At 46.1% G+C, this 26,116-nt stretch carries 30 protein-coding genes; 24 read left to right on the top strand and 6 right to left on the bottom strand.

Annotation, left to right across the window (positions count from 1 at the left end):
* Positions 1-5: 5 nt before the first annotated feature.
* The 21 genes from V5G21_RS03820 to V5G21_RS03720 all read left to right on the top strand — a co-directional run bounded on the left by V5G21_RS03820 (position 6) and on the right by V5G21_RS03720 (position 17,382).
* On the top strand, positions 6-959 hold the full coding sequence (locus V5G21_RS03820) for a nucleoside recognition domain-containing protein (protein WP_011247895.1): 954 nt from the start codon (positions 6-8) through the stop codon (positions 957-959).
* Positions 949-1,590 (top strand): pyrophosphatase PpaX, encoded by a 642-nt coding sequence (gene ppaX, locus V5G21_RS03815; protein ID WP_035202763.1) that lies wholly within the window; start codon positions 949-951, stop codon positions 1,588-1,590. The genes V5G21_RS03820 and ppaX overlap by 11 nt, the downstream gene beginning before the upstream one ends.
* On the top strand, positions 1,587-2,066 hold the full coding sequence (locus tag V5G21_RS03810) for an acyltransferase (RefSeq protein ID WP_011247893.1): 480 nt from the start codon (positions 1,587-1,589) through the stop codon (positions 2,064-2,066). Before ppaX ends, V5G21_RS03810 begins: the two co-directional genes overlap by 4 nt.
* 145 nt (positions 2,067-2,211) lie before the next feature.
* Positions 2,212-3,393 carry an ATP phosphoribosyltransferase regulatory subunit gene (locus V5G21_RS03805; RefSeq protein WP_035202761.1) on the top strand — a complete coding sequence of 394 codons (1,182 nt, stop codon included), beginning with the start codon at positions 2,212-2,214 and terminating at the stop codon, positions 3,391-3,393.
* Positions 3,390-4,031 carry an ATP phosphoribosyltransferase gene (hisG, locus tag V5G21_RS03800; protein ID WP_011247891.1) on the top strand — a complete coding sequence of 214 codons (642 nt, stop codon included), beginning with the start codon at positions 3,390-3,392 and terminating at the stop codon, positions 4,029-4,031. Before V5G21_RS03805 ends, hisG begins: the two co-directional genes overlap by 4 nt.
* Positions 4,018-5,295 (top strand): histidinol dehydrogenase, encoded by a 1,278-nt coding sequence (hisD, locus tag V5G21_RS03795; RefSeq protein ID WP_011247890.1) that lies wholly within the window; start codon positions 4,018-4,020, stop codon positions 5,293-5,295. The genes hisG and hisD overlap by 14 nt, the downstream gene beginning before the upstream one ends.
* A complete protein-coding gene (gene hisB, locus V5G21_RS03790; RefSeq protein ID WP_011247889.1) occupies positions 5,295-5,882 on the top strand; it encodes an imidazoleglycerol-phosphate dehydratase HisB in 588 nt (195 codons plus the stop codon). Before hisD ends, hisB begins: the two co-directional genes overlap by 1 nt.
* Entirely contained in the window at positions 5,882-6,505 is a 624-nt protein-coding gene (hisH, locus tag V5G21_RS03785; protein WP_011247888.1) for an imidazole glycerol phosphate synthase subunit HisH, read from the top strand. The genes hisB and hisH overlap by 1 nt, the downstream gene beginning before the upstream one ends.
* A gap of 1 nt (position 6,506) precedes the next feature.
* Positions 6,507-7,229, top strand: coding sequence for a 1-(5-phosphoribosyl)-5-[(5-phosphoribosylamino)methylideneamino]imidazole-4-carboxamide isomerase (hisA, locus tag V5G21_RS03780; protein ID WP_011247887.1), 723 nt, complete (start codon positions 6,507-6,509; stop codon positions 7,227-7,229).
* A complete protein-coding gene (gene hisF / locus V5G21_RS03775; RefSeq protein ID WP_011247886.1) occupies positions 7,229-7,987 on the top strand; it encodes an imidazole glycerol phosphate synthase subunit HisF in 759 nt (252 codons plus the stop codon). The genes hisA and hisF overlap by 1 nt, the downstream gene beginning before the upstream one ends.
* Positions 7,984-8,604 carry a bifunctional phosphoribosyl-AMP cyclohydrolase/phosphoribosyl-ATP diphosphatase HisIE gene (gene hisIE / locus V5G21_RS03770; RefSeq protein ID WP_011247885.1) on the top strand — a complete coding sequence of 207 codons (621 nt, stop codon included), beginning with the start codon at positions 7,984-7,986 and terminating at the stop codon, positions 8,602-8,604. Before hisF ends, hisIE begins: the two co-directional genes overlap by 4 nt.
* A gap of 97 nt (positions 8,605-8,701) precedes the next feature.
* The gene (locus V5G21_RS03765) at positions 8,702-9,454 is read left to right on the top strand and encodes a GNAT family N-acetyltransferase (RefSeq protein WP_011247884.1); all 753 of its coding nucleotides are present in this window, start codon (positions 8,702-8,704) and stop codon (positions 9,452-9,454) included.
* A gap of 98 nt (positions 9,455-9,552) precedes the next feature.
* On the top strand, positions 9,553-9,738 hold the full coding sequence (locus V5G21_RS03760; protein WP_011247883.1) for an EamA family transporter: 186 nt from the start codon (positions 9,553-9,555) through the stop codon (positions 9,736-9,738).
* Positions 9,739-9,892: 154 nt separating this feature from the next.
* Positions 9,893-11,146: a cytochrome P450 gene (locus V5G21_RS03755; protein WP_011247882.1), complete on the top strand. Its 1,254-nt coding sequence runs from the start codon at positions 9,893-9,895 to the stop codon at positions 11,144-11,146.
* A gap of 277 nt (positions 11,147-11,423) precedes the next feature.
* A complete protein-coding gene (locus tag V5G21_RS03750) occupies positions 11,424-12,473 on the top strand; it encodes a tetratricopeptide repeat protein (RefSeq protein ID WP_011247881.1) in 1,050 nt (349 codons plus the stop codon).
* Between the two features lie 59 nt (positions 12,474-12,532).
* Complete coding sequence (trxB, locus tag V5G21_RS03745; RefSeq protein ID WP_011247880.1) at positions 12,533-13,483, top strand: thioredoxin-disulfide reductase; 951 nt, start codon at positions 12,533-12,535, stop codon at positions 13,481-13,483.
* Positions 13,484-13,744: 261 nt separating this feature from the next.
* Positions 13,745-14,233: an NUDIX hydrolase gene (locus V5G21_RS03740; protein WP_011247879.1), complete on the top strand. Its 489-nt coding sequence runs from the start codon at positions 13,745-13,747 to the stop codon at positions 14,231-14,233.
* Complete coding sequence (gene rapZ, locus V5G21_RS03735) at positions 14,230-15,120, top strand: RNase adapter RapZ (protein WP_011247878.1); 891 nt, start codon at positions 14,230-14,232, stop codon at positions 15,118-15,120. The genes V5G21_RS03740 and rapZ overlap by 4 nt, the downstream gene beginning before the upstream one ends.
* Entirely contained in the window at positions 15,117-16,103 is a 987-nt protein-coding gene (locus tag V5G21_RS03730) for a gluconeogenesis factor YvcK family protein (RefSeq protein ID WP_011247877.1), read from the top strand. The genes rapZ and V5G21_RS03730 overlap by 4 nt, the downstream gene beginning before the upstream one ends.
* Before the next feature lie 43 nt (positions 16,104-16,146).
* Positions 16,147-17,121, top strand: coding sequence for a DNA-binding protein WhiA (whiA, locus tag V5G21_RS03725; RefSeq protein WP_011247876.1), 975 nt, complete (start codon positions 16,147-16,149; stop codon positions 17,119-17,121).
* 3 nt (positions 17,122-17,124) lie between these two features.
* The gene (locus tag V5G21_RS03720) at positions 17,125-17,382 is read left to right on the top strand and encodes an HPr family phosphocarrier protein (protein WP_011247875.1); all 258 of its coding nucleotides are present in this window, start codon (positions 17,125-17,127) and stop codon (positions 17,380-17,382) included.
* Between the two features lie 199 nt (positions 17,383-17,581).
* Here the strand turns inward: V5G21_RS03720 and V5G21_RS03715 are convergent, their stop codons facing one another.
* From V5G21_RS03715 to V5G21_RS03700, 4 genes are all read right to left on the bottom strand, one after another.
* Positions 17,582-18,244, bottom strand: a complete 663-nt coding sequence (locus V5G21_RS03715) for an ABC transporter permease (RefSeq protein WP_011247874.1) — start codon at positions 18,242-18,244, stop codon at positions 17,582-17,584.
* Complete coding sequence (locus V5G21_RS03710) at positions 18,244-19,167, bottom strand: osmoprotectant ABC transporter substrate-binding protein (RefSeq protein WP_011247873.1); 924 nt, start codon at positions 19,165-19,167, stop codon at positions 18,244-18,246. Before V5G21_RS03710 ends, V5G21_RS03715 begins: the two co-directional genes overlap by 1 nt.
* Before the next feature lie 18 nt (positions 19,168-19,185).
* A complete protein-coding gene (locus V5G21_RS03705) occupies positions 19,186-19,827 on the bottom strand; it encodes an ABC transporter permease (protein WP_011247872.1) in 642 nt (213 codons plus the stop codon).
* Between the two features lie 74 nt (positions 19,828-19,901).
* The gene (locus tag V5G21_RS03700; RefSeq protein ID WP_011247871.1) at positions 19,902-21,050 is read right to left on the bottom strand and encodes a betaine/proline/choline family ABC transporter ATP-binding protein; all 1,149 of its coding nucleotides are present in this window, start codon (positions 21,048-21,050) and stop codon (positions 19,902-19,904) included.
* A 292-nt stretch (positions 21,051-21,342) separates the two neighbouring features.
* Between V5G21_RS03700 and V5G21_RS03695 the strand changes: the two genes are divergently transcribed.
* Positions 21,343-21,699 (top strand): DUF4870 domain-containing protein, encoded by a 357-nt coding sequence (locus V5G21_RS03695; RefSeq protein WP_011247870.1) that lies wholly within the window; start codon positions 21,343-21,345, stop codon positions 21,697-21,699.
* A gap of 216 nt (positions 21,700-21,915) precedes the next feature.
* Here V5G21_RS03695 and V5G21_RS03690 read toward each other — a convergent pair whose 3' ends face one another.
* Together V5G21_RS03690 and clpP are read right to left on the bottom strand one after the other, a co-directional pair.
* Complete coding sequence (locus V5G21_RS03690) at positions 21,916-23,214, bottom strand: M20/M25/M40 family metallo-hydrolase (protein ID WP_235360807.1); 1,299 nt, start codon at positions 23,212-23,214, stop codon at positions 21,916-21,918.
* A gap of 207 nt (positions 23,215-23,421) precedes the next feature.
* The gene (clpP, locus tag V5G21_RS03685; RefSeq protein WP_011247868.1) at positions 23,422-24,009 is read right to left on the bottom strand and encodes an ATP-dependent Clp endopeptidase proteolytic subunit ClpP; all 588 of its coding nucleotides are present in this window, start codon (positions 24,007-24,009) and stop codon (positions 23,422-23,424) included.
* A gap of 417 nt (positions 24,010-24,426) precedes the next feature.
* Here clpP and rpoN point away from each other — a divergent pair, with 417 nt between their 5' ends.
* Positions 24,427-25,764 carry an RNA polymerase factor sigma-54 gene (gene rpoN / locus V5G21_RS03680; protein ID WP_035202751.1) on the top strand — a complete coding sequence of 446 codons (1,338 nt, stop codon included), beginning with the start codon at positions 24,427-24,429 and terminating at the stop codon, positions 25,762-25,764.
* Complete coding sequence (locus tag V5G21_RS03675; protein WP_011247866.1) at positions 25,764-26,015, top strand: glutaredoxin family protein; 252 nt, start codon at positions 25,764-25,766, stop codon at positions 26,013-26,015. Before rpoN ends, V5G21_RS03675 begins: the two co-directional genes overlap by 1 nt.
* The last annotated feature ends 101 nt before the right edge of the window (positions 26,016-26,116 follow it).

The raw sequence follows: 26,116 nt of genomic DNA, 5'->3' as shown, positions 1-26,116 counted from the left end.
TACGGATGGGAATGGTGAAACGAGGCTTGTTGTCCGGCCTGTCAACAACATGGACGCTCGGGAAAATTATTTTTCCGGTTACGCTCATTGTTACTTTGCTAGGCTATACGCCTCTACTCGATTGGCTCGCTAAGCTGATCGCCCCTTTAATGGGCTTGATTGGTTTGCCTGGAGAAGCGGCAATTCCTTTAGTTATTGGCAATGTACTTAATTTATACGCAGGCATCGGCGCGATTTTGACATTTGACTTTACTGTAAAAGAAGTATTTATTTTAGCGATTATGCTTTCTTTTTCACACAATCTTATTATCGAATCTGCGGTTGCGACAAAGGTAGGCGTCCGCGTATCGGTTATTGTGGCAGTGCGGATTTTTCTAGCTGTGGCCGCAGCCTTTATCATCAATCTTGTCTGGAGTGGCGGGAGCGAACAAGCGGTCTATGGGCTGGCTTCAGCCCAAGGGCCTCAAGCAACTGGGGTTATGGGAATGGTAGCCGATGGTTTATGGACTGCCTTTTTAGGTGTTGTTCAATTAGCGGCCATTGTCATTCCCCTTATGCTTGTTGTCCAAATCATGCGTGAGCGCAACTGGCTTGCCGTTATTTCGAAAAGTTTAGCGCCGCTGACGCGATTGATTGGTGTCGGGGAAAACACTGCTGTTACACTCGCTTCTGGATTAACCATTGGCTTAGCCTACGGGGCTGGCGTGATGATCGATGCAGTCAAAGAAGACCGTGTAAAAAAGAAAGATTTGTATGTGGTGTTTATTTTTCTCGTTGCTTGCCATGCGGTTGTCGAGGATACGCTGGTGTTTCTCGTCCTTGGCATTCAAGTGTGGCCATTGCTTGTTATACGCCTTTTGACAGCACTGCTGTTAACAATGGTGATTTCCCGTCTCTGGACACAGCTTGAGAAGAGGAAACAAGGGAACTTCGGAAAGGATGCTGTTTATGACCATTAATACGTTGCTATTTGATTTGGATGGGACATTGATAGATACAAATGAATTGATTATCCAATCTTTTCTCCATACATTGGAACCAGATTTTCCAGGTGTCTATACCCGGGAAACGGTGTTGCCATTTATCGGTCCACCGCTTGTAGACAGCTTTTCACGCATTGATGCTTCCCGTGCCGAAAAATGGGTTCGCACATACCGTGATTTTAACCATCAACAACATGATGCGCTTGTAAAGGAATACCCAGGTGTTAAAACAGGCATCCAAACACTGCATAAACAAGGTTACAAGCTAGCGGTCGTGACGACTAAAATCAGGGAAACCGCGCAAATGGGCTTAGAGTTGATGGGGCTTTCCCCGTACTTTGATGTAATCGTCGCCTTGGACGATGTAAAACATGCAAAACCGCATCCCGAGCCATTATTGGAAGCTCTTAGGCAACTTGATTCAAAACCTGAAGAAGCGATCATGGTTGGTGACAATTCACACGACGTATTGGCAGGAAAAGCAGCAGGTACGAAAACGGTTGCGGTTGGCTGGGCATTAAAAGGCGCTGAGCATTTGCGCACATTTGCGCCAGATTACATACCAGCAACGATGGAAGAGCTGGTTGAAATCGTGAATCGCCTGTGAGCAGGAAGACAGAACGTTTCCCGGTAAGCGGGTCGAACTCATTGTGGCAGCTTTACCGAACCGTTTCCTTTTGGAAAGTCGCAAAAACGTTTGCCGTTGCCCAAATAGCGCGCTTCACCCCATCGCTGCGAATGAAAAACTGGCTTTACCGTGTGTTTTTGAAGATGGAAATTGGCAGCCAGACAGCAATCGCTTTAATGGTCATGGTCGATGTCATGTTTCCTGAGAGAATAAAAATAGGAGCCAACTCCATTATTGGCTACAATACGACGATTTTGGCTCATGAATATTTGATTGAAGAGTATCGACTCGGCCATGTGGTGATTGGCGACAGGGTGATGGTTGGCGCCAATTGTACGATTCTTCCAGGCGTGACGATTGGCGATGGCGCCATTGTAGGCGCGGGGACCGTTGTCCATAAAGATGTGCCTCCAGGAGCGTTTGTCGCTGGAAATCCAATGAAACAAATAAGGTAACTCCACGTACAATAGCGTTAGCTATTGTACGTTTTTTTGTAAATGGGCCAGTTGACTTTTCGTTAGGGCAATTGTAAACTAGAAAAAACTTTACTTCATTAGTGATTTAGCAAACTAAAGTAAAGGGCAGTTAGGAGCGAACGTTGTGTCTGAGCCTTTTATGTTTGAAAAACCTTTAGGCATGCGCGATGTGCTGCCGAATTTGCATTCAATGCAACGAAAATTAGGCGATCGTGTATTGCAAGAGTTTCGGTTATGGGGATACGAGCAAGTACAAACGCCGACGCTTGAATATTATGAAACAGTCGGGAAAGCGTCTGCTATTTCAGATAAGCAGTTATTCAAGTTAATTGATTTTCATGGAAATACGCTCGTTTTGCGCCCTGATATGACGGCGCCAATTGCTCGGCTCGTTTCCTCAAGTATGAAAGACATCCCTTATCCACTTAGGTTATCGTACTGTTCAAGCCTTTATCGAGCTTTGCAAACGGAAGGCGGGCGTCCTGCCGAATTTGCACAAGTCGGCGTTGAGCTTGTTGGTGATCATACCGCCAGTGCTGACGGGGAAATGTTGCTGTTGTTGAACAGAGCTCTTATTCAAGCAGGTCTTGACCATTTTCAAGTTGCCGTCGGCCATATCGGTTTCTTAAATGCGTTATTTTTAGAAATTGTTGGCACTGAAGAACGGGCTGAGCTGTTGCGGAGGCAACTCTATGAAAAGAACGATGTTGGTTTCAAAGAGCAAGTAAAGGCATTTGGGCTATCATCGATTGATGAAAAGAAGCTGTTAAAACTAAGCCGGTTGCGCGGCAATGAAGCGATTCTTGCTGAAGCGGAGCAGCTAACCGAATCAGCAGAAGGCAAACAGGCTGTGGCGGAGCTGCGAGACCTTTGGCAAGGCTTGAAAGAGGGAGGGCTTACCCGTTATATGAAACTTGACTTAAGCCTTGTCCTCCATATGAGCTATTATACAGGTTGCATTTTTGAAGTTTACCATGACCGCCTCCCCCGTCCCCTTGGCGGTGGCGGACGCTATGACCATTTGCTTGCCAAATTCGGCCGTCCTGGTCCTGCGACTGGCTTCGGGTTGCGTTTGGATCTGCTTGCGGAAGCAGTAGGCAAACTAGAAGTGCAGCCGAAAAAGCGTTGCTTGCTTTATAGCAGGGAACGGCGCCAAGAAGCCTATCGAAAAGCGACTGCGCTTCGGGAGAAGGGGATGCAAGTCGTCTTACAAGATGTGGCAGGCGTTGACGACATCGATAAAATGTCCGCTAGTTATGAAGAAATTGTTTACTTAATCGGCAAAACAGAGGAGGGCAAGCGATGACACTGACAATGGCGATGCCGAAGGGGCGGATTTTTGAGGAGGCTGTTCAGCTGCTCCGTTCGGCTGGCTATAATTTGCCAAGTTCGTTTGAGCAATCGCGCAAGCTCATTATCGATGTGCCGAATGAATCGCTCCGTTTTATCTTAGCGAAGCCGATGGATGTTCCTACTTATGTGGAACACGGTGTTGCTGACGTCGGTGTTGCTGGCAAGGATGTCATGTTGGAGGAAAAGCGTGATGTCCATGAAGTGCTCGACTTGAACATTAGCGCTTGTCATTTGGCGGTGGCGGCGCTGCCGACGTACCAACGAGGCGAATTAAATCCAAAAGTAGCGTCAAAATACCCAAACGTGGCATCGCAGTTTTTTAAAGAACAAGGGGAGCAAGTTGAGATTATTAAATTGAATGGCTCAATCGAGTTAGCGCCGATCATGGGACTTGCCGGCAGAATTGTCGACATCGTGTCAACGGGGCAAACGCTGAAAGAAAATGGCCTAGTCGAATTGGAGCAAATTAGAAAAATCACGTCGCGCTTTATTGTCAATCCTGCTAGTTACCGGATGCGCGCCGGTGAAATTCATGATATGGTTGAGCGTTTGGCGACTGTTATAGAGGGGGATGGCAGTGAAGATCATTGAGCTAAAAGAAGGAGAGGCGGTTTCCTTAAAGCGCAGCGGGCTCCATGGAAGCGAAGCCGAAATCGCCACTGTGAACACGATCATTGAAACGGTAAAAAAGGAAGGCGATCAAGCGTTAGTCGATTACACGCAACAATTTGATGGAGTGGAATTAACAGACTTGTGTGTTACGAAGGCAGAATTGGACAATGCTTACCGCCACATTGATCAACCCGTTTTGGCAGCGATTCGCCAAGCAATTGCCAATGTCCGTGCTTTTCACGAACAACAAAAAGCGAAGTCGTGGTTTCAAACAGCCCCTGACGGCACGATTTTAGGGCAGCGCGTCACACCCCTCGATGCAGTAGGCGTTTATGTACCTGGAGGAAAAGCGGCTTACCCGTCTTCGATCATTATGAATGTTGTACCTGCTCAAGTCGCAGGTGTAAAGGACATTTCAATGGTTTCCCCATCTGGCAAAAACGGTACCCTTCCGCCAGCTGTCCTCGCAACAGCGGCTGAACTTGGCGTCCATACGATTTATAAACTTGGCGGAGCGCAAGCAGTGGCCGCTTTGGCGTATGGCACGGAAACGGTGCGCCCAGTTGATAAAATTACAGGGCCAGGCAACAAATATGTGGCCCTTGCCAAAAGAGCTGTTTTTGGCGATGTGGCCATTGATATGATTGCTGGGCCAAGTGAAATTTGCGTGTTAGCCGATGAAAAAGCGAACCCTGCCTATGTGGCAGCAGACCTTCTTTCCCAAGCGGAACACGATGAGGATGCGACAGCCGTGTTAGTCACTCCTTCTCGGAAACTGGCCGAAGCGGTCCAACAAGAAACAGCACGGCAACTGGCTACTCTTCCGAGAAAAGAGATAGCAGGGCGAGCATTAGAACAGTTTGGCGCTTTGTATGTGACTGCCTCGCTGGCACAAGCCATTGAAGTCGTTAACCAATTGGCTCCTGAGCATTTGGAAATTGCCACAGAAGAGCCGCTAGCATTGCTTGGTCGCGTCAAACATGCGGGAGCGATTTTTCTTGGTTCGTACAGTGCCGAACCAGTCGGCGATTATTTTGCTGGCCCAAACCATGTACTACCGACAAACGGAACAGCCCGCTTTGCCAGCCCGCTATCAGTAGATGATTTCGTCAAAAAATCAAGCATTATTTCCTACAGCAAAACGGCGCTAGCTGAGAATGGAAAAGCGATTACGGAATTGGCCCGGCTAGAAGGGCTTGAAGCGCATGCACGCGCGATAGACATTCGATTGGAGGACATGTGATGGCTCGTAGCTATGAATTAACAAGGACGACAGGAGAAACGGACATTTCGTTGCGGCTCAACCTCGACGGCGAAGGAAAAGCAGATATCGAAACAGGCGTACCTTTTATGGAGCATATGCTCGATTTGTTTGCCAAGCATGGCCAATTTGATTTGTTTGTCAAGGCTAGTGGCGATATTGAAGTCGATGCTCATCATACGACTGAAGATCTTGGCATTTGCATCGGTCAAGCTGTAAAAGAAGCACTTGGAACGAAGGAGGGCATTAAACGTTATGGAAACGCGTTTGTGCCGATGGATGAGACGCTTGCCCAAGTGGTTGTCGATTTGAGCAACAGGCCCCATTTGGAATTTAGGGCTGACTTTCCGAGCCAGAAGGTCGGCACATTTGATACCGAACTTGTCCATGAATTTTTTTGGAAATTGGCGTTAGAAGCGCGCATGAATCTCCATATTATTGTCCACTACGGACACAATACACACCATATCATTGAAGCGATTTTTAAAGCGTGCGCACGTGCTTTGGATGAAGCAACGGCAATTGATCCACGAATTAAAGGGATATTATCAACGAAGGGGCTGCTTTAATGATTGGCATCATTGACTACGGGATGGGCAATCTCCATTCGGTCTCTAAAGCGCTTGAAAGGTTAGCGATCCCCTATTTTATTAGCAGCGACGGGGAAGAATTGGCAAAAGCCAAGGCGTTGATCCTCCCTGGTGTCGGCGCTTTTCCTGATGCAATGAATATTCTTACACAAACAAACGTCCAGCCTTTTTTGGACAACTGGGTAGCGGAAAACAAACCATTACTCGGCATTTGCCTGGGGATGCAACTCCTGTTTGAATCAAGCAACGAACATCAACCAACAGCAGGCCTTGGTTACTTGCCTGGACGCGTCGAACGTTTTTCTGGAACGACGGCAGAGGGGCACGCCTACAAAGTACCGCATATGGGATGGAATAAGCTTGAATTCCATAGGCCCACACCACTGACAGAAGGTGTTCCTGACGGCTACGTGTATTTTGTCCATTCTTATGTCGTCCGTACAGAAACGGACATCGTCGTTGCAAGCAGTGATTATTACCAAAGTGTCCCTGCTATTGTGCAAAAAGGGCAAGTGTATGGCATGCAGTTTCATCCCGAAAAAAGCAGCACTGTCGGCATGGCACTGCTGAAACGCTTTGGCCAACTAGTGGAGGGAAATTGAGATGAGCTATACGATCTATCCGGCAATTGATATCCGTGCTGGAAAATGCGTGCGCCTCGAACAAGGCGATTATAACAAAGAGACAATATATGGAGAATCGCCTTATAAAATGGCGAAATCATTTCAAGACGCAGGCGCGAAGTGGGTACATGTCGTTGATCTAGACGGGGCAAAAGCCAAAAGGCCTGTGAACGATGAAGCGATTTTGACGATCGCCCAAAAGTTAGACGTCCCCGTTCAGGTTGGGGGAGGAATTCGCACCGAACAAGATATCGACCGCTATATAAACGGAGGCGTCGCCCGTGTCGTCCTTGGCAGTGTCGCCGTTTACCAGCCTGATTTTACGAAACAAATGCTTGCCAAGTATGGAGAACAAATGGCGATCGGGATTGATGCTCGTGATGGATATGTAGCTACAGAAGGATGGCTTGAAACGTCACACGTCAAAGCGGAAGACCTTGCTGCTGAAATGGCCCGCTTTGGCGCCAAAACGTTCATTTTTACCGATATTGCCCGCGACGGCATGCTCACAGGACCGAATATCGAAGCGTGCGTTGCTCTTTCCAAGGCAGCGAATGCCAATGTGATTGCCTCTGGAGGGGTAAGCAGCATTGCCGATTTGGCACAATTGCGAGCTGCTTCTCTTGCTGGTGCTATTGTCGGCAAAGCGCTGTACACGAAGCGGTTCACTTTAGAGGAAGCGTTGGCGGAAGGAGAGCTGTAATGCTAGCAAAACGAATTATTCCATGCCTAGACGTGAAAGAAGGCCGCGTTGTGAAAGGGACGCAATTCCTCTCCTTGCGCGATGCTGGCGATCCAGTCGAACTCGCTGCTTTTTACGACAAAGAAGGCGCAGACGAGCTTGTGTTTCTTGATATTTCTGCTTCCCATGAAGGGCGGGAAACAATGGTTGACGTGGTCCGCGAAGTCGCTGCAACGCTGGCAATTCCTTTTACCGTTGGCGGAGGCATTAACACGCTCGCTGACATTCGCCGCATTTTGCGTGCCGGCGCAGACAAAGTGTCCATTAACACAGCCGCTCTGCTTCGCCCGGCATTTATTCGCGAAGGCGCTGATTATTTTGGCTCACAATGCATCGTTGTTGCGATTGACGCAAAATTTGATCAGGCGCTTGGCACGTGGCGCGTGTATACACATGGTGGCCGCAAACAGACGAACTGGTTAGCAACCGATTGGGCCAAGGAGGCTGTCCGCTTAGGGGCCGGCGAACTACTCGTAACTAGCATGGATCAAGATGGAGCGAAGACAGGGTTTGATTTGCCATTATTAAAAGCGATCAATGAAGTAGCGACAGTGCCCGTAATTGCCTCTGGTGGAGCTGGAGCGGCAAACGATTTTGTTGACGTGTTCAAATACAATTACGCAGATGCAGCCCTCGCGGCATCGATTTTCCATTACAAAGAAACGTCGATTCAAGAAGTAAAAGCCCGTTTACGGGAAGAAGGTGAGTGCATCCGATGAAACCAATCCGCTTTGATAAAGACGGGCTCGTCCCAGCAATCGTCCAAGATGCAAATAGCAAAACGGTGCTAACGCTTGCTTATATGAATGAAGAATCGCTGCAAAAAACAATGGAAACGAAAGAAACATGGTTTTACAGCCGATCACGCCAACAGCTTTGGCATAAAGGCGAAACATCAGGCAATACACAACATGTTGTTGACGTCCGCTATGACTGTGACCAAGACGCTGTACTTGTACTTGTGGAACCGAAAGGGCCTGCTTGCCATACAGGGGCATATAGTTGTTTTTCACAGTCGCTAACTGGCAGTACTAGCAAGGTGGAAGGCGATCGCTTTCAAATTTTAAACGACCTTGAAGAAACGATTGCAAAGCGGGAGGCAGAAATGCCAGAAGGGGCGTATACAACCTATTTGTTTACAGAAGGTGTCGATAAAATCTTGAAAAAAGTCGGCGAAGAGGCAGGAGAAGTAATCATTGCCGCGAAAAACCGCGACCCCGAAGAGCTGCGTTGGGAAGTAGCAGACTTGTTTTACCACGTCCTCGTTCTCTTACAGGAACAAAAGCTTCCTTTGGATAAAGTACTGGAAACGTTGAAAGCGCGCCACCAATCATAAGAGCATGTAAAAAAACAGCAACCTAAGTAACCAGGTTGCTGTTTTTTAGAGGAAACTTTAACCTTTATAAGAAGGAAAGCAAAAAGGGGGAAGACAAATGTCTGACATAGCGCTCATTCGAAAAATAGAAGCGTTATCCATGAATGCACAGCCTGCCCTGAAGACAGTGCAGCAGGACGGATGGATTTTGCGCTTTGCCAATGGTTATACAAAAAGAGCGAACTCGATTAACCCGCTCTATCCTTCCTGTGAGGAGCTTGATAGGAAAATAGAGGCTTGTGAACAAATGTACCGTAAGCAACATTTGCCCGCCGTTTATAAACTGACAGCGGCTGCTTTTCCAGGCGAGTTGGATCGTTCTCTTCATGCAAAGGGGTATGATTATGTAGGGGAGACGAGTGTGCAAATCTTGTCTTTATCACAAATCGGCGAAAAGCCAGAAGCTTATGTTGAGATTTGCCCCAGACAAGACCGAAAATGGTTTGATCATTATTGTCGTTGGAATCATGTTTGCGAAGCAGACCAGCAGACATTAAAACAAATGTTTGACAACATTGCCACCGAGACGTGCTACATGCTTATAACGGACAAAGACGGGATCCCTTGTGCTTGCGGGTTAGGCGTTCTTGAGGACGAGTACATCGGGTTATTTGATATTGTGACAAAGAAGAAGGAACAAAAACAAGGATATGGGACGCAGCTGATCCAACATTTGCTTCATTGGGGAAAAGAAAATGGGGCAGCCTTTGCTTACTTGCAAGTGGTTCGTGAAAATAAGCCAGCCCTCGCACTCTATACGAAGCTTGGCTTTGAAGAAATGTATACATACTGGTACCGAGTCAAAAGCTGAGAATAGCGATGTTTTAATAGATTAAACTGGGATTGTTGGCTTTATTCAGTAAAAGCTGGCTAGCGTCCACTCTTAATCAATGAAATCCTTAAGTTTCGGTGAATACCCTTTCTCCGAAAGAAACGAGTCTGCTTGGAAGTGCCGAACCATTAGCTGCGGTAGTGACGATGGTCATTTGGCTCCGTGAACCGTTCGGTGTTTTTCAATGGGGAGGGCTCGCTTGTATTCTTGCTATGATTTTTATAATGGCATCGCAAAAAGAGGATGTGGAGGCCCAGGCATAGAGAGGTTCTCATAGCGCAAAGCACTCCCTATTGGCTGCGAACGGTACGTTTTAAACAGAGGGAGAACGGCTACACTGGTGGTAGAGCATAAGTTAGCAGGCGAATGTGCTTGCTAGATCGTTAACGAACCCACGTATGAAAGGAGAAGGTAACAGTGGCCAGTGAAAAGGAAATCCCAAAAGAAGCAGGGATAGATAACAGTGTAGCCGTACTCCGAGAAGGGTATTTATATGGCACAAACCGAGCCCAAGCATTTCAATCGGATCTTTTTAAAACACGCTTGCTAGGGCAAGAAGCGATTTGTATACGTGGGGAGGAAGCAGCCGAACTGTTTTATGATAATGAAAAATTTAAGCGAGCAGGCGCGGCCCCAAAACGGGTTTTAAAAACGCTATTTGGCAAAGGCGGCGTTCAAGCGCTTGATGGGGAAGCACACCATCATCGAAAAGCGATGTTTATGTCGCTCATGTCGAAAGAAACGCTAGAAGACATTCGCGCTATTGCTTCAAAACAATGGGAACGAGCCGCTCAAAGATGGCAGAACCAATCAAAAGTTGTTTTGTATGAAGAAGCACAAGAAGTAATGTGCCGGACTGCGTTCGAGTGGGCTGGGATTCCCGTTGAGGAAGACGAAGTGAAAGACAAAGCGGAGTGGTTCCGCGCCATGATTGAAGCGCCAGCGGCGATCGGGCCAGCCCATTGGAAAGGGCGGCGCAGCCGGGGCAAAGCCGAAAGTTGGGTGAAAGAGCTTGTAGAGGATGTCCGTACGGGCAAGCGACAAGCAGCAGAAGGAAAAACATTGCATACGATGTCGTTCCACCGCGAATTAAATGGCGAATGGATGGACGCGCAAACAGCAGCTGTTGAAATCATCAATATCCTCCGGCCCATTGTGGCCATTTCCATCTACATTTGCTTCACGGCACTCGCTGTCCATCAACACCCGCAAGAACGGGAAAAGCTCGGATCAGACGAAGAAAAATTACAGCATTTTGTCCAAGAAGTCAGGCGATTCTATCCATTTTTCCCTTTTGTGCCTGCGCGGCCAATTAAGGATTTTACGTGGAATGGCTACCCATTTAAGAAAGGCACATTAGTGCTTCTCGATTTATACGGGACCAATCATCATCCAAAGCTTTGGGACAATCCCGAACAGTTTCGGCCATATCGCTTTGCGACATGGAACAAAAGCCCGTTTGCCTTTATTCCTCAAGGTGGAGGCGACCGCAATGTCGGCCATCGTTGCGCAGGCGAATGGATCACAATCGAGATTATGAAAGAAAGTTTGGATTTTCTTGTCAATCGAATCGATTATACTGTGCCTGAACAAGATTTACGTTTCCAATTTAACGAAATGCCAGCTTTGCCCCATAGCCATTTTGTGATGACGAATGTCCGCTTTCAATAAAAGTGTGCCTCTTTAATCGCGGATTAAAGAGGCACACTTTTTTATCTGTCAGCCCCATTATTTGCGAGCTTTATAATGATGGAAGCAGTCGCGCTTTAACATTATGCTTAAAAAGAAAGGCGAAAGCGGGATACAGCCTCCGATTTTTCAAGCAACGGATAGGAAATGGACACAAAATTTTTTCAAAACAACTTTTTTAACGGTTGTCCTTACAGAAAATCACGTTTAGTGTATACTTGACGATAGATAGATCATTTGCTTGGAGGGACAAGCTTACATGAGCGACGAATCGAAAGAAGATTCAAGGACCATCGTTCCGTTTTACCAAAATGGGGATTATTTTTTTCACAGGGGATTGCAAGCTTTTCACAAAAAGCATTTAAATCGGGCTGCAAAACTGCTAGAGCGGGCAGTGAAGCTTACTGCCACTGAACCGATTTTTAAAATACAGTTGGCTGCAGTGCTGTCCGAACTTGGTGAGTATGGGAGGTCGAATGAACTCTTACAATCCGTGCTGGCAAGTTCCGGCAGTCAACAGCCTGTTTGTCATTTTTTTATTGCCAATAATGAAGTGTACATGGGCCACTTTTATCAGGCCGAAAAGCATGTGCGTCTCTATCTAGAAAAAGAGCCAAACGGGCAGTTTGCCGAAGAAGCGCATGAATTGCTTGAGCTATTTGAAGATGACCCTTTTATGGAGGAAGAAGCGAGTTCGGAACAATTTTTAGACGACCATGAACAGGCATGGCTTTTTTTGCGAAAAGGGCAAGCAGAGCTGGCTGTGCCGTTGCTTGAGTCAATCGTTAGCAAGCATCCTCGTTTGTGGGCTGCCCAAAATCATCTTGCCGAAGCGCTATTTTGCATCGGTGAAACCGAAAGAGCGTTTGCCATTTGCCAGGAAGTGCTCGATAAGGATTCTGGCAACTTGTTGGCATTATGCAATCTCGCATTATTTTACTTTGAAATGGGCTATACTAAAGAAGCGAAATGGTACCGTGAGCGGCTTGCAAGCGTTTATCCTCTTGATTCAGGTCACGCTGCGCGCCTTGTCCAAGTGCTATGTGCTCTTGGAAATTATAAAGAAGTCCTTTCACGGCCTTTTCCTATTGATGCTGATGAAGAAGCAGCCCTTTTGCGGTGTTACGGTGTCGCTTCCTACCATGAACACAATGAAAAAGCCGCTTTAGAACATTTGAAAAAAGCGGTAGATCTTGGCGACGGAGCTTCGAAACAGTTAATGGAAGCGGTGGCCAACAAACAATCAGACGATATTTCGTTTACATTGTTTGCCGAACGTGGCTTCTTGAGCAGAACATTAGACAGTTAGCTGTTTTTTTCGCTACGATGGAAGCAGATAACCTTGAAGAGTAGAGGAGTGCAAGAAACATGGCTGAAGAGACCATTTATGATGTGATTATTGCAGGAGCAGGACCAGCTGGCATGACAGCGGCTGTGTATACATCCCGGGCCAACTTAAATACACTCATGCTTGAGCGTGGGATGCCTGGCGGGCAAATGGCGAATACGGAAGACGTGGAAAACTACCCTGGTTTTGACCACATTTTAGGTCCGGATCTTTCCAATAAAATGTTTGAACACGCCAAAAAATTTGGCGCTGCCTATGCGTATGGCGACATTAAGGAAATTATTGATGAAGGCGATACAAAACGGGTCATTGCTGGCTCTAAAGAATACCGCGCCAAGGCAGTCATCGTTTCAACGGGAGCAGAATATAAAAAACTTGGCATCCCTGGCGAGCAGGAACTGAGCGGCAGAGGCGTTTCCTATTGCGCTGTGTGTGATGGTGCTTTCTTCAAAGAGAGGGAATTGATCGTCGTAGGTGGCGGTGACTCTGCTGTTGAAGAAGCTGTCTATTTAACACGGTTTGCAAAAAAAGTGACAATCGTTCACAGGCGCGATCAATTACGTGCCCAAAAAATCTTGCAAGACCGCGCTTTTAACAACCCGAAAGTCGATTTCATTTGGAATAAAGTTGTAACGGAGATTAATGAAAAAGACGGCAAAGTCGGGGGCGTGACGCTAAAAGACACGAAAACAGGCGAAGTCTCAAACATGGAAGCTGACGGTGTGTTTGTATACATCGGCATGTTGCCATTAAATGAAAGTGTTCAGAACTTAGGGATTACGAATGAGGAAGGCTATATTGTTACGAATGAGGAAATGGAGACAAAAGTGCCTGGTATATTTGCAGCTGGCGATGTACGGGAAAAATCGCTACGGCAAATTGTCACAGCAACAGGCGACGGCTCCATTGCCGCCCAAAATGTCCAGCATTATTTAGAAAACTTGTCTGAAGCTGAAAAAGTCGAGAAATAAGCGTAGTTCTTAGAGTGAACAAGAACGAATTTGCTTTAAAGGGGTAAACCGTCATCAGCTTTTAAAGGTGCTGTAATGCAATTGAAATAACGGTTCCTTTATAATAGAAACAGTAATTGACCCCCTTTTTTAAAATATAGCTTCATTTAGGCGCAGACTTCTGCGCCTTTTTTTTGGTTAAACCGAACAAAATAAGCGCCATCATTGTCGCCTCCCTTAATTACTTGTATACTATAAAATGAGGAACGCGAGGTGAGAGGCTTGCAGCGAATAACCAATTGTATACTGGCAACAGCGGATCAATGTTTAATGCTTCAAAAGCCAAGCCGTGGCTGGTGGGTAGCGCCAGGCGGAAAAATGGAGCATGGCGAAACGATTAAAGAAGCTGTTGTCCGTGAATTTCGAGAAGAAACAGGACTATCCATTAAAGACCCTGAATTGCGCGCAGTGACCACGGTGGTCATTGTAGGTGAGGGGCAAACTATGGAAGATGAGTGGATGATGTTCTCCTTTCTTGCCAGCAGCTATGAAGGCACGATGCTCGATCAGTCTCCGGAAGGGAAGCTTGTCTGGCAAAAGCGTGATGCTCATGCGGATTTGCCAATGGCAGAAGGGGACCACCATGTCTTTAACCACATTTTAAATCAAAAAGGCGTTTTATACGGAACGTTTTATTATACAAAGGATTTTAAGCTGATTGATTATCGACTTGATCCGAAACCGATGCAAGAGAAAGGGGCAGCACTATGAACCAGTCTGAAGTCGAGATTGTCATTATTACCGGTATGTCTGGCGCTGGAAAATCCGTTGCTGTCCGAAGCTTTGAAGATTTAGGCTATTATTGTATTGACAACTTGCCTCCAGTCTTGCTGCCGAAGTTTATTGAATTGATTGAGGGCGGCATCGATAAAGTCACAAAAGTGGCGCTCGTCATGGATTTACGAGGGCAGTCCTTTTTTGATGAATTGTTCAAAGCCATTGATGAACTGAATGAAACGCCGGCAAGTAGACTTAAAATCCAAATTTTGTATTTAGATGCAAAAGATTCTAAGCTTGTGCAGCGCTATAAAGAAACGAGGCGTACACACCCATTAGCCAAAGGGGGCTTGCCACTCGAAGGCATTCAAAAAGAGCGGAATTTGCTTGAAGAAATAAAGGGGCGCGCTCAGCAAATCATTGATACGACAGAGTTAAAGCCACTCCAGCTACGGGAAAAAATCATGCAGCGTTTTGCTGGGAATGACCGCCAAGCATTTGCTGTCCATTTTGTTTCATTTGGATTCAAATATGGCATTCCGATTGATGCCGACCTAGTATTTGATGTCCGCTTTTTGCCGAACCCGCACTACGTTGAAGATTTGCGGCCAAAAACGGGATTACAGACAGAAGTGTCCTCTTATGTGTTAAAATGGAAAGAAACAAAACAATTTGTGGAGAAGCTGACTGATTTATTTGACTTTATGCTTCCCCATTACAAACGGGAAGGGAAAAGCCAAGTTGTCATCGGGATCGGCTGTACAGGCGGCCAGCACCGTTCAGTGACATTGGCTGAATACTTTTGTGCTCATTACGAAGCTAAATATGATGCGTATACGAGCCACCGCGATATTAACAAACGGAAGGCGAACAGTCGATGAAAAAGAAGGTCGTTGTCATAGGAGGAGGAACTGGGCTTTCCGTGATTTTGCGCGGGCTGAAGACGTTTCCAGTCGATATCACTGCGATTGTGACTGTTGCGGATGATGGCGGTAGCTCCGGCATTCTTCGCAAAGAGCTCGATATTCCCCCGCCTGGGGATGTGCGCAATGTGCTTGTGGCCCTTGCTGAAGTGGAACCGCTTGTGGAAGAACTGTTTCAACACCGTTTTTCAAGTGGAGACGGGCTAAGCGGACATTCACTCGGAAATCTGCTGCTAGCAGGAATGACATCCATTACAGGCGATTTTCAAAAAGGGATTTCGGCGATAAGTCGAGTATTGAATGTGAGAGGGCGTGTGCTTCCAGCAGCAAACGAGAGCATTGTCCTTCACGCGGAAATGCACGATGGCTCAATTGTCTCAGGAGAATCAAGCATCCCTCTTGCAGCTAAAGGGATTAAGCGCGTTTACTTGTCTCCAGAACATGTCTCGCCTCTACCTGAAACGCTTGATGCCCTCCATGAAGCCGATTTAATTGTACTCGGCCCTGGTTCCCTCTATACGAGCATTGTCCCAAATTTGCTTGTCCCTGGCATTAAGGAAGCAATTGCTGCTTCTAAAGCGAAGAAAGCATATATTTGCAATGTGATGACACAGGCAGGGGAAACAGACGGATACAGCGCTTCTGACCATTTACAAGGCCTGTTTAAGCATTGCGGCGGCCAATTGGTTGAGTACATCTTAGTCAACAGCACGACAATCTCTGAAAGCGTCCGCTCTCTTTATCGCTTAGAAAAAGCAGAACAGGTTGTCGTCGACAGTGATGTCCTTGAATCAATGGGGGTGACGCCTATTAAAGGCCGTTTTGTCCTTGAGGCGAATCAAAAATTGCGCCATGATGCGATGAAGGTGTCAAAAGCACTAATAAGTTTGCTGGAAGAAAAGGAACAACAACCGACATATCGGGAACGAAACCGGTGTTAGGGCGGCTTTTATGCCGCCCTTCATGAAAGAGAGGGTGAGAGGCGTGTCTTTTGCCGCGAATGCCAAAAAAGAACTGACACAGCTTGAGCTTGTTTCTTGCTGTGCTCGGGCAGAGCTTTCTGCCCTCATCCGGATGAACGGGTCGCTGTCGCTTGGCAATAAGCAAGTCGGTTTAGATGTAACAACCGAAAATGCAGCCATTGCCAGACGGATATACACACTTATCAAGCATCTATACCCTAATATCCACATTGAGTTGCTCGTTCAAAAGAAAATGCGTCTTAAAAAGAATAATGTTTATATGGTGCGCATTTCCAAAGAAGCGCGCCAGCTACTTGAGGATTTGCGGATTTTGAACGGGTCTTTTCAATTTATTCGTGACATTTCTCCGGAAATTGTAAAAGAGTCTTGTTGCAAACGTGCTTATTTGCGGGGGGCTTTTTTAGCAGGCGGCTCCATTAACCATCCAGAAACGTCTTCTTACCATTTAGAAATCTTTTCGCTTTATGAAGAGCATAACCAAGCGATATGTGAACTAATGAACGGATTTTCCCTTTCAGCTAAAACGCTTGAACGGAAAAAAGGATTTATTACGTACTTAAAAGAAAGCGAAAAGATAACGGAATTCCTGAATATCATTGGCGCCCACCAAGCACTTCTTTATTTTGAAGACGTCCGCATTATGAAAGATATGCGCAACTCTGTTAACCGGCTTGTAAATTGTGAAACGGCTAATTTAAACAAAACGGTCGGGGCTGCCCTTCGCCAAGTAGAAAACATTCGTTTTATTGATAAAACGATTGGCTTGGAAAACTTGCCGCCTAAACTACAGGAAGTCGCTAAGCTCCGAGTGAAGCACCAAGATGTGACGTTGAAAGAACTAGGGGAAATGATGCAGGGCGGGAAAGTGAGCAAATCAGGTATAAACCATCGGCTCCGTAAGATTGACGAATTTGCGGACAAGCTCCGTAACGGCACGTTTGATGCCAAAAAATTAAATACGCATAGGGGGAAATGAGGAATGGCGCAAAAAGAAGTAACCATCCAACTTAAATCAGGTTTGCAGGCCCGGCCTGCGGCGATGTTTGTCCAAGAAGCCAATCGATTTTCGTCTGAAGTGTTTATTGTAAAAGACAATGCCAAAGTCAATGCGAAAAGCATCATGGGATTAATGGGCTTGGCACTCGGCAAAGGCACGACGATCACGATTGTCACAGAAGGGCACGATGAAAAAGAAGCACTGGATGCCTTGGTTGCTTATGTGGAAAACGATGGGTAGACGGCATTTTAAAAATCGACTCCTAGCCCCTAGCTCGTAACAATAGAGGTGGGCTACAGAAACGTGCTATTCCTTGTGATTGCCGAATGGAACGAAAGCCTCTTCTCGAGCAGGTAAAGGCATGAGAGGACGAGTGGTATAGAAACATAAAAGCCAGTTGAGCACATGCGCTCAACTGGCTTAAGCTGCGTTAACATGGTTAACTGGTTTGTGGTTTCGATTGTTTAAACGGGTGTAGCTTTCTTTCAATCCAGCCCATTAACATGTCTGCAATAATCGCCATAAAGGCAGTTGGAATGGCACCGGCAAGAATAATCGCCATCCCATCTGTGGCGTTTGTCCCTGTCAAAATGATTTCGCCAAGCCCGCCTGCACCGACAAAAGCGCCAATTGCAGCAATGCCAATCCCGACGACAAGGGCATTGCGGAGGCCGGCCATAATGACGCTAATGGCCAATGGGAGTTCAACCATGCGCAATAGCTGAAAACGTGTCATGCCACTTGCACGCCCAGCCTCAACAAGAGCTTGGTCGACACCTTTCATGCCGACATACGTGTTTTGTGTAATCGGCAAAATGGAATAAAGAAATAACGTCATGACAGCAGTGTTGGGTCCAAGGCCGAGGACGAGCATAATGACGGCGATCATGCCAAGAGCAGGAATGGTCTGAATGATGTTCCCAACAGCCAGAACCCAGCCGCTTAAACGCCCATATTTGGCAATGAGCACGCCAAGGGGAATCGATACAATCGCTGCAAAAAGGACGCCATAGGCAGCCATAAGAAAGTGGCGGTAAAATTGTGCCGCAATGTAGCCGCTGTTTTGGGAAACGTATGTGATGAATTCCTGGAACGTGTCCATTAGTGGCTTTCCTCCTTGTCCTTAAAGTAATTGTTTTCTTCTAAAAAGGTTTGGGCAACAAGGCGCGGATTTTTTAATTCCACGTCAGCCATATAGTTTAATTCTTGCATTTTTTCAGTCGTGATGGTGCCAGTTAAGCGTTCTAAAAGCGGCGAAAGCTCTGGATATTGTTCAAGCACCTCATTGCGTACAACCGGCGAGGCATCGTAAGGCGGGAAAAACCGCCGGTCATCTTCAAGCACTTTTAAATTGTATTCCTGAATACGCCCGTCGGAAGAATAAGCCAATACAACATCCATATGCCCGCTAGCGTTGGCTTCATATACGAGGCCGACATTCATCGGAAACACGTTGCCAAAAGCAAAATAGCTTTCTTGAAAACCTTGGTAGCCATCGCCTTTGCGATTCACCCATGAATTATCGACGCCAAAACGGAGTTCCGGTGCAAAAGCTTCCAAGTCTGAAATCGTTTCAATTCCATGCTCATCTGCAAATGCTTCGGTAACAGAAAGGGCGTACGTATTTTCAAATCCATATGAATCAAACCAAGTTTGATCGAAGCGCTCAGAAAATTCTCGTTTCACGATGTCCATTGCTTCGTCTCGGTCAGTAACAGGGTCCATGCCAAGTGCCGCAGACAAGTCTGTACCTGTATAGCGAGCAGCCGTAATGTCCAAGTCACCTTGTACAAGCGCTTGATGCTGGACGACAGAAGAGCCTAGTTTCGTAATTAACTCGGTCTGCAAATCCGTTTCTTCTTCGATCAATAGGGCGACGATTTGCCCTAGAATTTCTGATTCGCTTGTCACCATTGTGCCAATCCGGATTGTTTGCTGGGAAGGGCCAGATAGTCCCGGCAAAGAACACCCAGTTAATATAAGCCCTGAAAGGCAAAAAGCAATGATCGTTTTTGTTGGCTTCACAGTGATTCTCCTCCCCCCTTAAGATGTTTGGGATTGTTTGTAGCCTTTTGGCGTTAATGCACGCTCTACTAACAGCAGTAAGCGGTCGGCAAGCAGCGCCAAAATCGTGGCAGGTAAAGTTCCGGCTATGATAAGCGCTGGTTGGAATAAATTGAGGCCGTCAAAAATGAAATCCCCTAGCCCGCCGCCGCCGACAAATGCCGCTAATGTAGCCCAGCCGATTAAATAGACAGTTGCTAAACGGATGCCTGCCATAATAACTGGCAATGCAAGGGGAATTTCGATTTTAAAAATCGATTCGATATTGTTCATACCCATGCCTTTGCCTGCTTCCAACACGCTTGGATTGACGCCTTTAACACCTGTGTAGGTGTTTCGTAAAATCGGCAATACGGAGTAAAAAAACAAAGCAATAATGGCCGGTACTTTGCCTGCTCCAAAAATAGGAATAAAAAAGGCTAATATGGCGAGGCTGGGGACTGTCTGCAAAATGCCGATGACAGATATAAGCCTGTCTGCCACACGAGGAACACGTGTTAGGGCAATTCCTAAAGGCACAGAGACAAGAACACCTAAGAGAATCGCCGTAAACGAAATAAACAGATGTTCCCCCGTCTTAAAAAGCAAGTCATGGCCGTATTCTGAAAAAAACGCGATCATCGTTTATCCTCCTTCTTGGGTCGCTTTTAAAAGCGCTGTACGACACATAGGCACAACACACAAGCACAATCGACTCACGGTTCTGTGGGCTCATCAAAGTCCATGCCATCGCCCCAAATGGTGTCATAGACAATATCCGCCAAACTGGTCCGTGTCACAATGCCTGCAACTTGGTGTTGGTCATTGACAACGGGCACATATTTGGCACCGCGCCGCAGCATTTTATGGATCGTATCACGCAAAAGGCTATGCTCTTGAACGGTAAAAACATCTGTTTCCATTGCCTCTTTGACAGTCAATGCTTTTTTATAAAAGGAATCGATCATTTCGACGTCAATGTAGCCGGTTAAAACGTTATCCTGGTTGACGGCAAGGAGTGAGTCGACACGCTTATCGCGCATGAGGGAGATGGCGTTGCGCAGTGTTTCATTTTCATCGACGGTAACGGCGTGTTTATTCATAACTTGTTCAACAGTGGTTACATCAGCCCGTCCTTGAATGAGGCGGTCCTTGCCGATAAAATCTTCGACAAAGGCATTGGCAGGGGAGCGCATAATCTCATCAGGAGTTCCAGTTTGGATGATTTTTCCGTCTTTCATGATGACAATCCGGTCTGCTAGTTTTAATGCTTCGTCCATGTCGTGTGTAACAAAAACAATCGTTTTGTCGAGATCTTTTTGTAATTTTTTGAATTCCTCTTGTAAAGAGTCTCTCGTAATCGGATCGAGTGCGCCAAAAGGTTCGTCCATTAAAATCAGTGGTGGATCAGCTGCGAGTGCCCGCAACACACCAATTCGCTGCTGCTGTCCGCCACTTAGTTCGTGTGGGTATTTGTCCAAATACGACTCTGGCAAATTGACTAGTTTAATCAGTTCTTTTGCCCGCTCGTCTTTTTTCGATTTCGGCCACTTCAAAAGCGTTCCAACAAGGACAATGTTTTCTTTAACAGTCATATGGGGCATTAACCCGATTTGCTGGATGACATAGCCAATTGATCGACGCAATTCGACTGGATCTTGTTTCCGTATGTCTTTGCCGTTAACAATAATTTGCCCTTCTGTCGCTTCGTGGAGACGATTCACCATTTTCATTGTTGTTGTCTTTCCGCAACCACTTGGGCCAATAAAACAAACGAATTCGCCTTTATTTATTTTTAGATTTAAATTGTCTACAGCTGGTCTGCCGGCACCATACCGCTTTGTGACATTTTTAAATTCCAACAAAACGCCCACCTCCATGTCGAATAATGTAAATTTACCAAATAAGTATAAGTAAAAACAAGTCGATTCGTAAAGCCTTATAAATGTTAAAAAATATATGCAATATATACTGCACAAAATTTGTAGTGTGTTTTCCTTCCATTTGCTTTGTTTTTCTTCCGAATTCTACCCATTATGGTTTCTAGTCGTTTACAGAGAGGCTCAAACACGGGAAGTACAGCGGTGAGACGAAAAAAGAATTGTATCCTTTTCCATTTGAGCGTATAGTAAAGGTAAGGATAAGGAGAGATGACAAATGGCCAATGAAATTATTGATTACCGCGAATATGAACCAGACGGAAGCGAGCGTATGTTGGCGATGTTGCTATATGTATTGAGCTTTCCTGCGCCTATCCTTGCGCCACTTATTATCTGGCTCGTTAAAAGAGATGATTCGGACTTTATTGATTACCATGGCAAGGAATACTTTAACTTTTTGATTTCTTTTTTCATTTACGGATTAGTTGCGAGTGTGACCATGATTATCCTAATTGGCTTTTTACTTGCGCCACTTGTCGGCCTGCTTGCTATTATTTTTACCATTTTGGCCGCAATTAAAGCATACCAAGGAGAGGAATACCGAATTCCCCTTACAATTAAATTTTTACGTTAAGCGAAGGCATCCCATAATGAGGGATGCCTTAAGGTTGTCGACAAAGTCGATAACTGAGATCAGACTGATAGAAAACGCTTGTCAGACGAGGAGTGCAGGCGAGGGAAGATGCGAATAGAACGTGGGTTCATGAGCATATGACTGAGGCAAACGACGACGTATGCGAGCGTTTGCCTACAGTCTGGAGGCATCCCATAATGAGGGATGCCTTTTTTATTAGTTCTGTCCGACAGCATGGATAACATGGGCTGTACAGCGAATGCCGTTTAAAAAGTGGCGAATAGCGAGATTTTCATTTGGCGAGTGGTTGCGTTGGTCAAAGTTTGCATAAGGGACGAGAAGAGATGGTGCGTGAAGGAGCTTTGTCCATACATAGTCTGGCAGCGAGCCGCCAAGGCTTGGTTGGATAAGGGGCTCCTCATTAAAACAAGCAGAAATGCCTTTTAGCGCTTTTTGGACGATCGCTGTCTCAACTGGCGTACGGGAAGGCTCCATTGCCCCTAAAAACGTCACCTTGGCATCAGGCCGGCGTGCTTTTACGTGTGCAGTCACCTTTTCAAAAATGTCTTTAGGGTCCTGGTCCACAACGAGGCGTGCGTCGATTTTTACACTGGCTTTGCTAGGAATAATTGTCTTAATGCCATCTTCTAAATAGCCGCTTTTTAGTCCGCATATATTAAAAGTGGGTTCTAGCGCTAGTTTTCGGTAATAGCTTTTTCCATCTATATCCAAATGGGGATAGCCGATTTTTTGGGCGACTGAGTCTTTTTCAAAAGGGAGTGTGGCCAACAGCTGTTCTTCTTCAGCGCTGGCAGGGCGAATATTGTCGTAAAAGCCTTCGATTAAGACGCGCCCGTCTGTGCTGCGCATCGTCTGAAGCAGCTCCATAAGGTCCCAAGCTGGATTTGGGACAATGTTGCCTGTATTGCCAGAATGGTTGTCGAACTCGGCGTTTTGAAGTTCAATCTCAAAAGATAGAATGCCGCGGACGCCAAGAAGGACAAGGGGAGAGCCGCTATCATGAGATGGCCCATCAGCTGTGTAAACGAGGTCGGCTTGAAGCAATTCTTTGTTGCTTTGAACAAAGTCTGGCAAATGGACGCTGCCCATTTCTTCTTCCCCTTCAATAACGATTTTAATGTTGACGGGTAAAGCGCCACATGCTTCTTGATACGTTTTTATGCCGAGAAGTTGGGCAACGATTTGTCCTTTGTTGTCGCCTGCGCCCCGTGCAAAGATACGCCCGTCGCGGACTGTTGGTTCAAATGGAGGCGTCTCCCACTCACTTAATGGGTCAGGAGGCTGTACATCGTAATGGCCATAAATTAACAAAGTTGGCGCGTGTTTGTCTGTAAGAAGTTCACCGTATAGAATAGGATGGCCTTCTGTTTCAAACAGTTCAGTACGGGCACCAACTTCCTCCATGAGCGCTCGCATTAACGCTGCGCATTCGCGCATTCCTTTGTTTTGAGTGCTAATGCTTTCTTGGCGCAATAGTTTAAACAACGTAGCCAATGAATCGTCTGTTTGCTTGGCGACAATGTCGTCAATTGCTGAAATGCTCAGAATAAATTCCTCCTAATCTTAGGCGAAAGCAAAAAGGCTAGCGCCATCTTGTTTTTTAAATCGTACCATGGCCTAATGAAAAAGGGAATTGAATGAGGGCAGGCTGCAACTGGCGGCAACAAAAAAGCTTCCGCGTTTTGCGGAAGCCTTTGTCTGTTATTTCGTTGGTGTTTCAATCACTTTGTCGATTAAGCCGTATTCTTTTGCTTGTTCGGCTGTCATAAAGTTATCACGGTCTGTGTCTCTTGCAATTCGTTCATACGGTTGACCAGAACGTTCTGCCATAATTTGATTGAGTTTTTCGCGCATTTGAATGATGCGGCGGGCATGGATTTCCATGTCTGCAGCTTGGCCTTGCATACCGCCAAGTGGTTGGTGGATCATCACTTCACTATTTGGCAATGCCATCCGTTTGCCTTTCGCACCAGCAGTGAGCAAAAAGGCGCCCATGGAAGCAGCCATGCCGATGCAAATCGTTGAAACATCTGGTTTGATGAATTGCATCGTGTCATAGATTGCCATTCCAGCAGTAATCGAGCCGCCAGGAGAGTTAATGTATAAGGAAATATCTTTTTCAGGGTCTTCTGCTTGCAAAAACAACATTTGTGCAACGATCGAGTTGGCGACATTGTCGTCCACCCCGCTCCCTAGCATAATAATGCGGTCTTTCAATAAACGGGAGTAAATGTCATATGCACGCTCGCCACGGTTTGTTTGTTCAATTACGGTAGGTATTAAATTCATCGCTCTTCCTCCTCATGTCCTATTGACTAAAATCCTTGAAATTGTTGCTCTGTAATCATCATACTGCAAAGGTCAATAAAGGTCAAATGAGTTGCTTCTTTTTACAAAAGTATGTACGGCAACAACAAAAAAGCAGTTTCATTCATGTACTATTCCTTGTGATGATCAAAAAGCCCTTCTTTCATGATAGACTAAATTATAAAGATGTAAACCTCTATGTTTTACGCCGTTCACAACGTTGTTTTTTATTTTTTAAAAGGGCCAAAAGAGCTAGGCAACTGCTGAAATCTATAAGAAAGCGTTTACATTAACAAGCCATTTGGTTTATGCTATGACATGTAGAGGAAAAAGAGCATTTAAGTTCGCCTGAGCGGAATGTAAAATCAAGGCAAGGAAGTTCGAGGAGGGGTTGAATAGATGGAGATTGGCTTACTGCAACGTCAGACAACGAGTTTAGTGATGACCCAAGAGTTAAGGCAAGCGCTCCACTTGCTACAATATTCGTCCGTGGATGTCATTGCCTATTTGCGGGAACAAGCGCTAGAAAATCCTCTACTCGAATTACATGAACAATCTACTCTTTCCCGTGAACGGGAACTGGTTGGCACAAGGCCAATCAGGCAACAGATGTCAAGTGACGACAAACAGGCAGCGTTGCAAAATGTTGCGCAAAGAGGGCGAACGCTTGCTGATGAGTTGTACGAACAGTTGATTGAATCGCCGACGCTGAGCGAAAACGATAAATGCGAGCTTACTTATTTGATTGGTAATTTACGGGAAGATGGTTATCTAGGAGAAGCGCTGCCTCAGCTTTGTGCAGACCGGAACATCACTGAATCGGAAGGGGAAAGGTTGCTCGCCATATTGCAGAGTTTTGAGCCTGCAGGCGTAGGGGCCCGTTCCCTTGGGGAATGCTTGGCCTTGCAACTTAAACGTATGCCCGATTGCCATCCTCTTGCGATTGACATCGTTTTAAACCATCTCGAAGCGCTAGCTGCCCGGAAATGGAAGCAACTTGCGAAACAATACGGCGTCGTTGTTCAAGATATACAGCATCTATACGACCAATTAAAGGAGCTTGATCCAAAGCCTGGACTACGTTATTCGAAGGAAACGGCCATTTACGTCCAGCCTGATGTGCTGATGGCAAAGGACGAATCTGGAAAACTGCTTGTCTTCATGAATGATGACATACTACCCGCGATTCGCGTACACGAGGAATATGACCATTTACTGAAACAACAAGTCGAGACAAGCGCCTATGCGAAGCAAAAAAGGCAGCATGTCGAGTGGTTAAAACGCAGCCTTGAACAACGCCAGCAAACGGTGCGTCGCGTGGCGGAAGTGTTGGCGAGCGTGCAAGCAGACTACTTGCTTCAGCCTAGTGGGGTGCTCAAGCCACTGACGTTAAACGATGTGGCCCAAGTTCTCGGCATCCATGAATCAACGGTAAGCCGGGCAACATCTAATAAATATGCACAAACACCTCGTGGCTTAGTCGAATTAAAAACATTGTTCTCTGGCCATGTTTCTAAGTCAGATGCCCAATTGACCAATCACCACGTTAAAGTGTGGCTTAAAGAAATGATTAGCGTAGAGGATAAAAGCAAACCTTTGTCAGACCAAAAATTAGCGGAGCAGTTGAGAATTGATAAAGGAGTAGCTTTGTCGCGGCGGGTAGTAGCAAAATACCGCGATGAACTAGGGATTTTGCCATCTTCGAAACGGAAACGCTACAACGAAAGGACCGGATAATGAACGTCGATTTTTATACGAAAAAAGGGTGTCCCTTGTGCGACAAAGGGTACGCATTGCTGAAAGAATTAGCCGATAGTTACTCGCTTGTGATTCAATGCCATGACATCTATCAGGATGATGTGCTTTTAGAGAAGTACCAACTTAAAATCCCTGTTGTTTGTATAGACGACCAAGAAATTGGCTACGGGTTATTAGAGAAAGAGTCGCTCCAAAAACAGATCGAACGCATTCGTTCAATAAAGCAATAAGCATGTGCAAATTTGAAAGGCAACGTTTATCTGACAACACATCGAAAAACACAAAGACTGCCTGTTCCCATTCAAAGGGAATAGGCAGTTTCATGTCAAGG

The sequence above is a fragment of the Shouchella rhizosphaerae genome, from assembly GCF_036700015.1.
GTDB classification, from domain to species: Bacteria; Bacillota; Bacilli; order Bacillales; family Bacillaceae_D; genus Shouchella; species Shouchella rhizosphaerae.
Note: the sequence above shows the minus strand (reverse complement) of the source record. Positions and strands in the feature narration are given on the sequence as shown.

What these genes read in the sequence shown, in the direction of transcription:
- V5G21_RS03820 (WP_011247895.1), top strand. Translation starts at nt 6, where the DNA reads ATGGGAATGGTGAAACGAGGCTTGTTGTCCGGCCTGTCAACAACATGG.
- ppaX (WP_035202763.1), top strand. Translation starts at nt 949, where the DNA reads ATGACCATTAATACGTTGCTATTTGATTTGGATGGGACATTGATAGAT.
- hisG (WP_011247891.1), top strand. Translation starts at nt 3,390, where the DNA reads ATGACACTGACAATGGCGATGCCGAAGGGGCGGATTTTTGAGGAGGCT.
- hisB (WP_011247889.1), top strand. Translation starts at nt 5,295, where the DNA reads ATGGCTCGTAGCTATGAATTAACAAGGACGACAGGAGAAACGGACATT.
- hisH (WP_011247888.1), top strand. Translation starts at nt 5,882, where the DNA reads ATGATTGGCATCATTGACTACGGGATGGGCAATCTCCATTCGGTCTCT.
- hisA (WP_011247887.1), top strand. Translation starts at nt 6,507, where the DNA reads ATGAGCTATACGATCTATCCGGCAATTGATATCCGTGCTGGAAAATGC.
- hisF (WP_011247886.1), top strand. Translation starts at nt 7,229, where the DNA reads ATGCTAGCAAAACGAATTATTCCATGCCTAGACGTGAAAGAAGGCCGC.
- hisIE (WP_011247885.1), top strand. Translation starts at nt 7,984, where the DNA reads ATGAAACCAATCCGCTTTGATAAAGACGGGCTCGTCCCAGCAATCGTC.
- V5G21_RS03765 (WP_011247884.1), top strand. Translation starts at nt 8,702, where the DNA reads ATGTCTGACATAGCGCTCATTCGAAAAATAGAAGCGTTATCCATGAAT.
- V5G21_RS03750 (WP_011247881.1), top strand. Translation starts at nt 11,424, where the DNA reads ATGAGCGACGAATCGAAAGAAGATTCAAGGACCATCGTTCCGTTTTAC.
- trxB (WP_011247880.1), top strand. Translation starts at nt 12,533, where the DNA reads ATGGCTGAAGAGACCATTTATGATGTGATTATTGCAGGAGCAGGACCA.
- rapZ (WP_011247878.1), top strand. Translation starts at nt 14,230, where the DNA reads ATGAACCAGTCTGAAGTCGAGATTGTCATTATTACCGGTATGTCTGGC.
- V5G21_RS03730 (WP_011247877.1), top strand. Translation starts at nt 15,117, where the DNA reads ATGAAAAAGAAGGTCGTTGTCATAGGAGGAGGAACTGGGCTTTCCGTG.
- V5G21_RS03720 (WP_011247875.1), top strand. Translation starts at nt 17,125, where the DNA reads ATGGCGCAAAAAGAAGTAACCATCCAACTTAAATCAGGTTTGCAGGCC.
- V5G21_RS03715 (WP_011247874.1), bottom strand. Translation starts at nt 18,244, where the DNA reads ATGGACACGTTCCAGGAATTCATCACATACGTTTCCCAAAACAGCGGC.
- V5G21_RS03705 (WP_011247872.1), bottom strand. Translation starts at nt 19,827, where the DNA reads ATGATCGCGTTTTTTTCAGAATACGGCCATGACTTGCTTTTTAAGACG.
- V5G21_RS03695 (WP_011247870.1), top strand. Translation starts at nt 21,343, where the DNA reads ATGGCCAATGAAATTATTGATTACCGCGAATATGAACCAGACGGAAGC.
- clpP (WP_011247868.1), bottom strand. Translation starts at nt 24,009, where the DNA reads ATGAATTTAATACCTACCGTAATTGAACAAACAAACCGTGGCGAGCGT.
- rpoN (WP_035202751.1), top strand. Translation starts at nt 24,427, where the DNA reads ATGGAGATTGGCTTACTGCAACGTCAGACAACGAGTTTAGTGATGACC.
- V5G21_RS03675 (WP_011247866.1), top strand. Translation starts at nt 25,764, where the DNA reads ATGAACGTCGATTTTTATACGAAAAAAGGGTGTCCCTTGTGCGACAAA.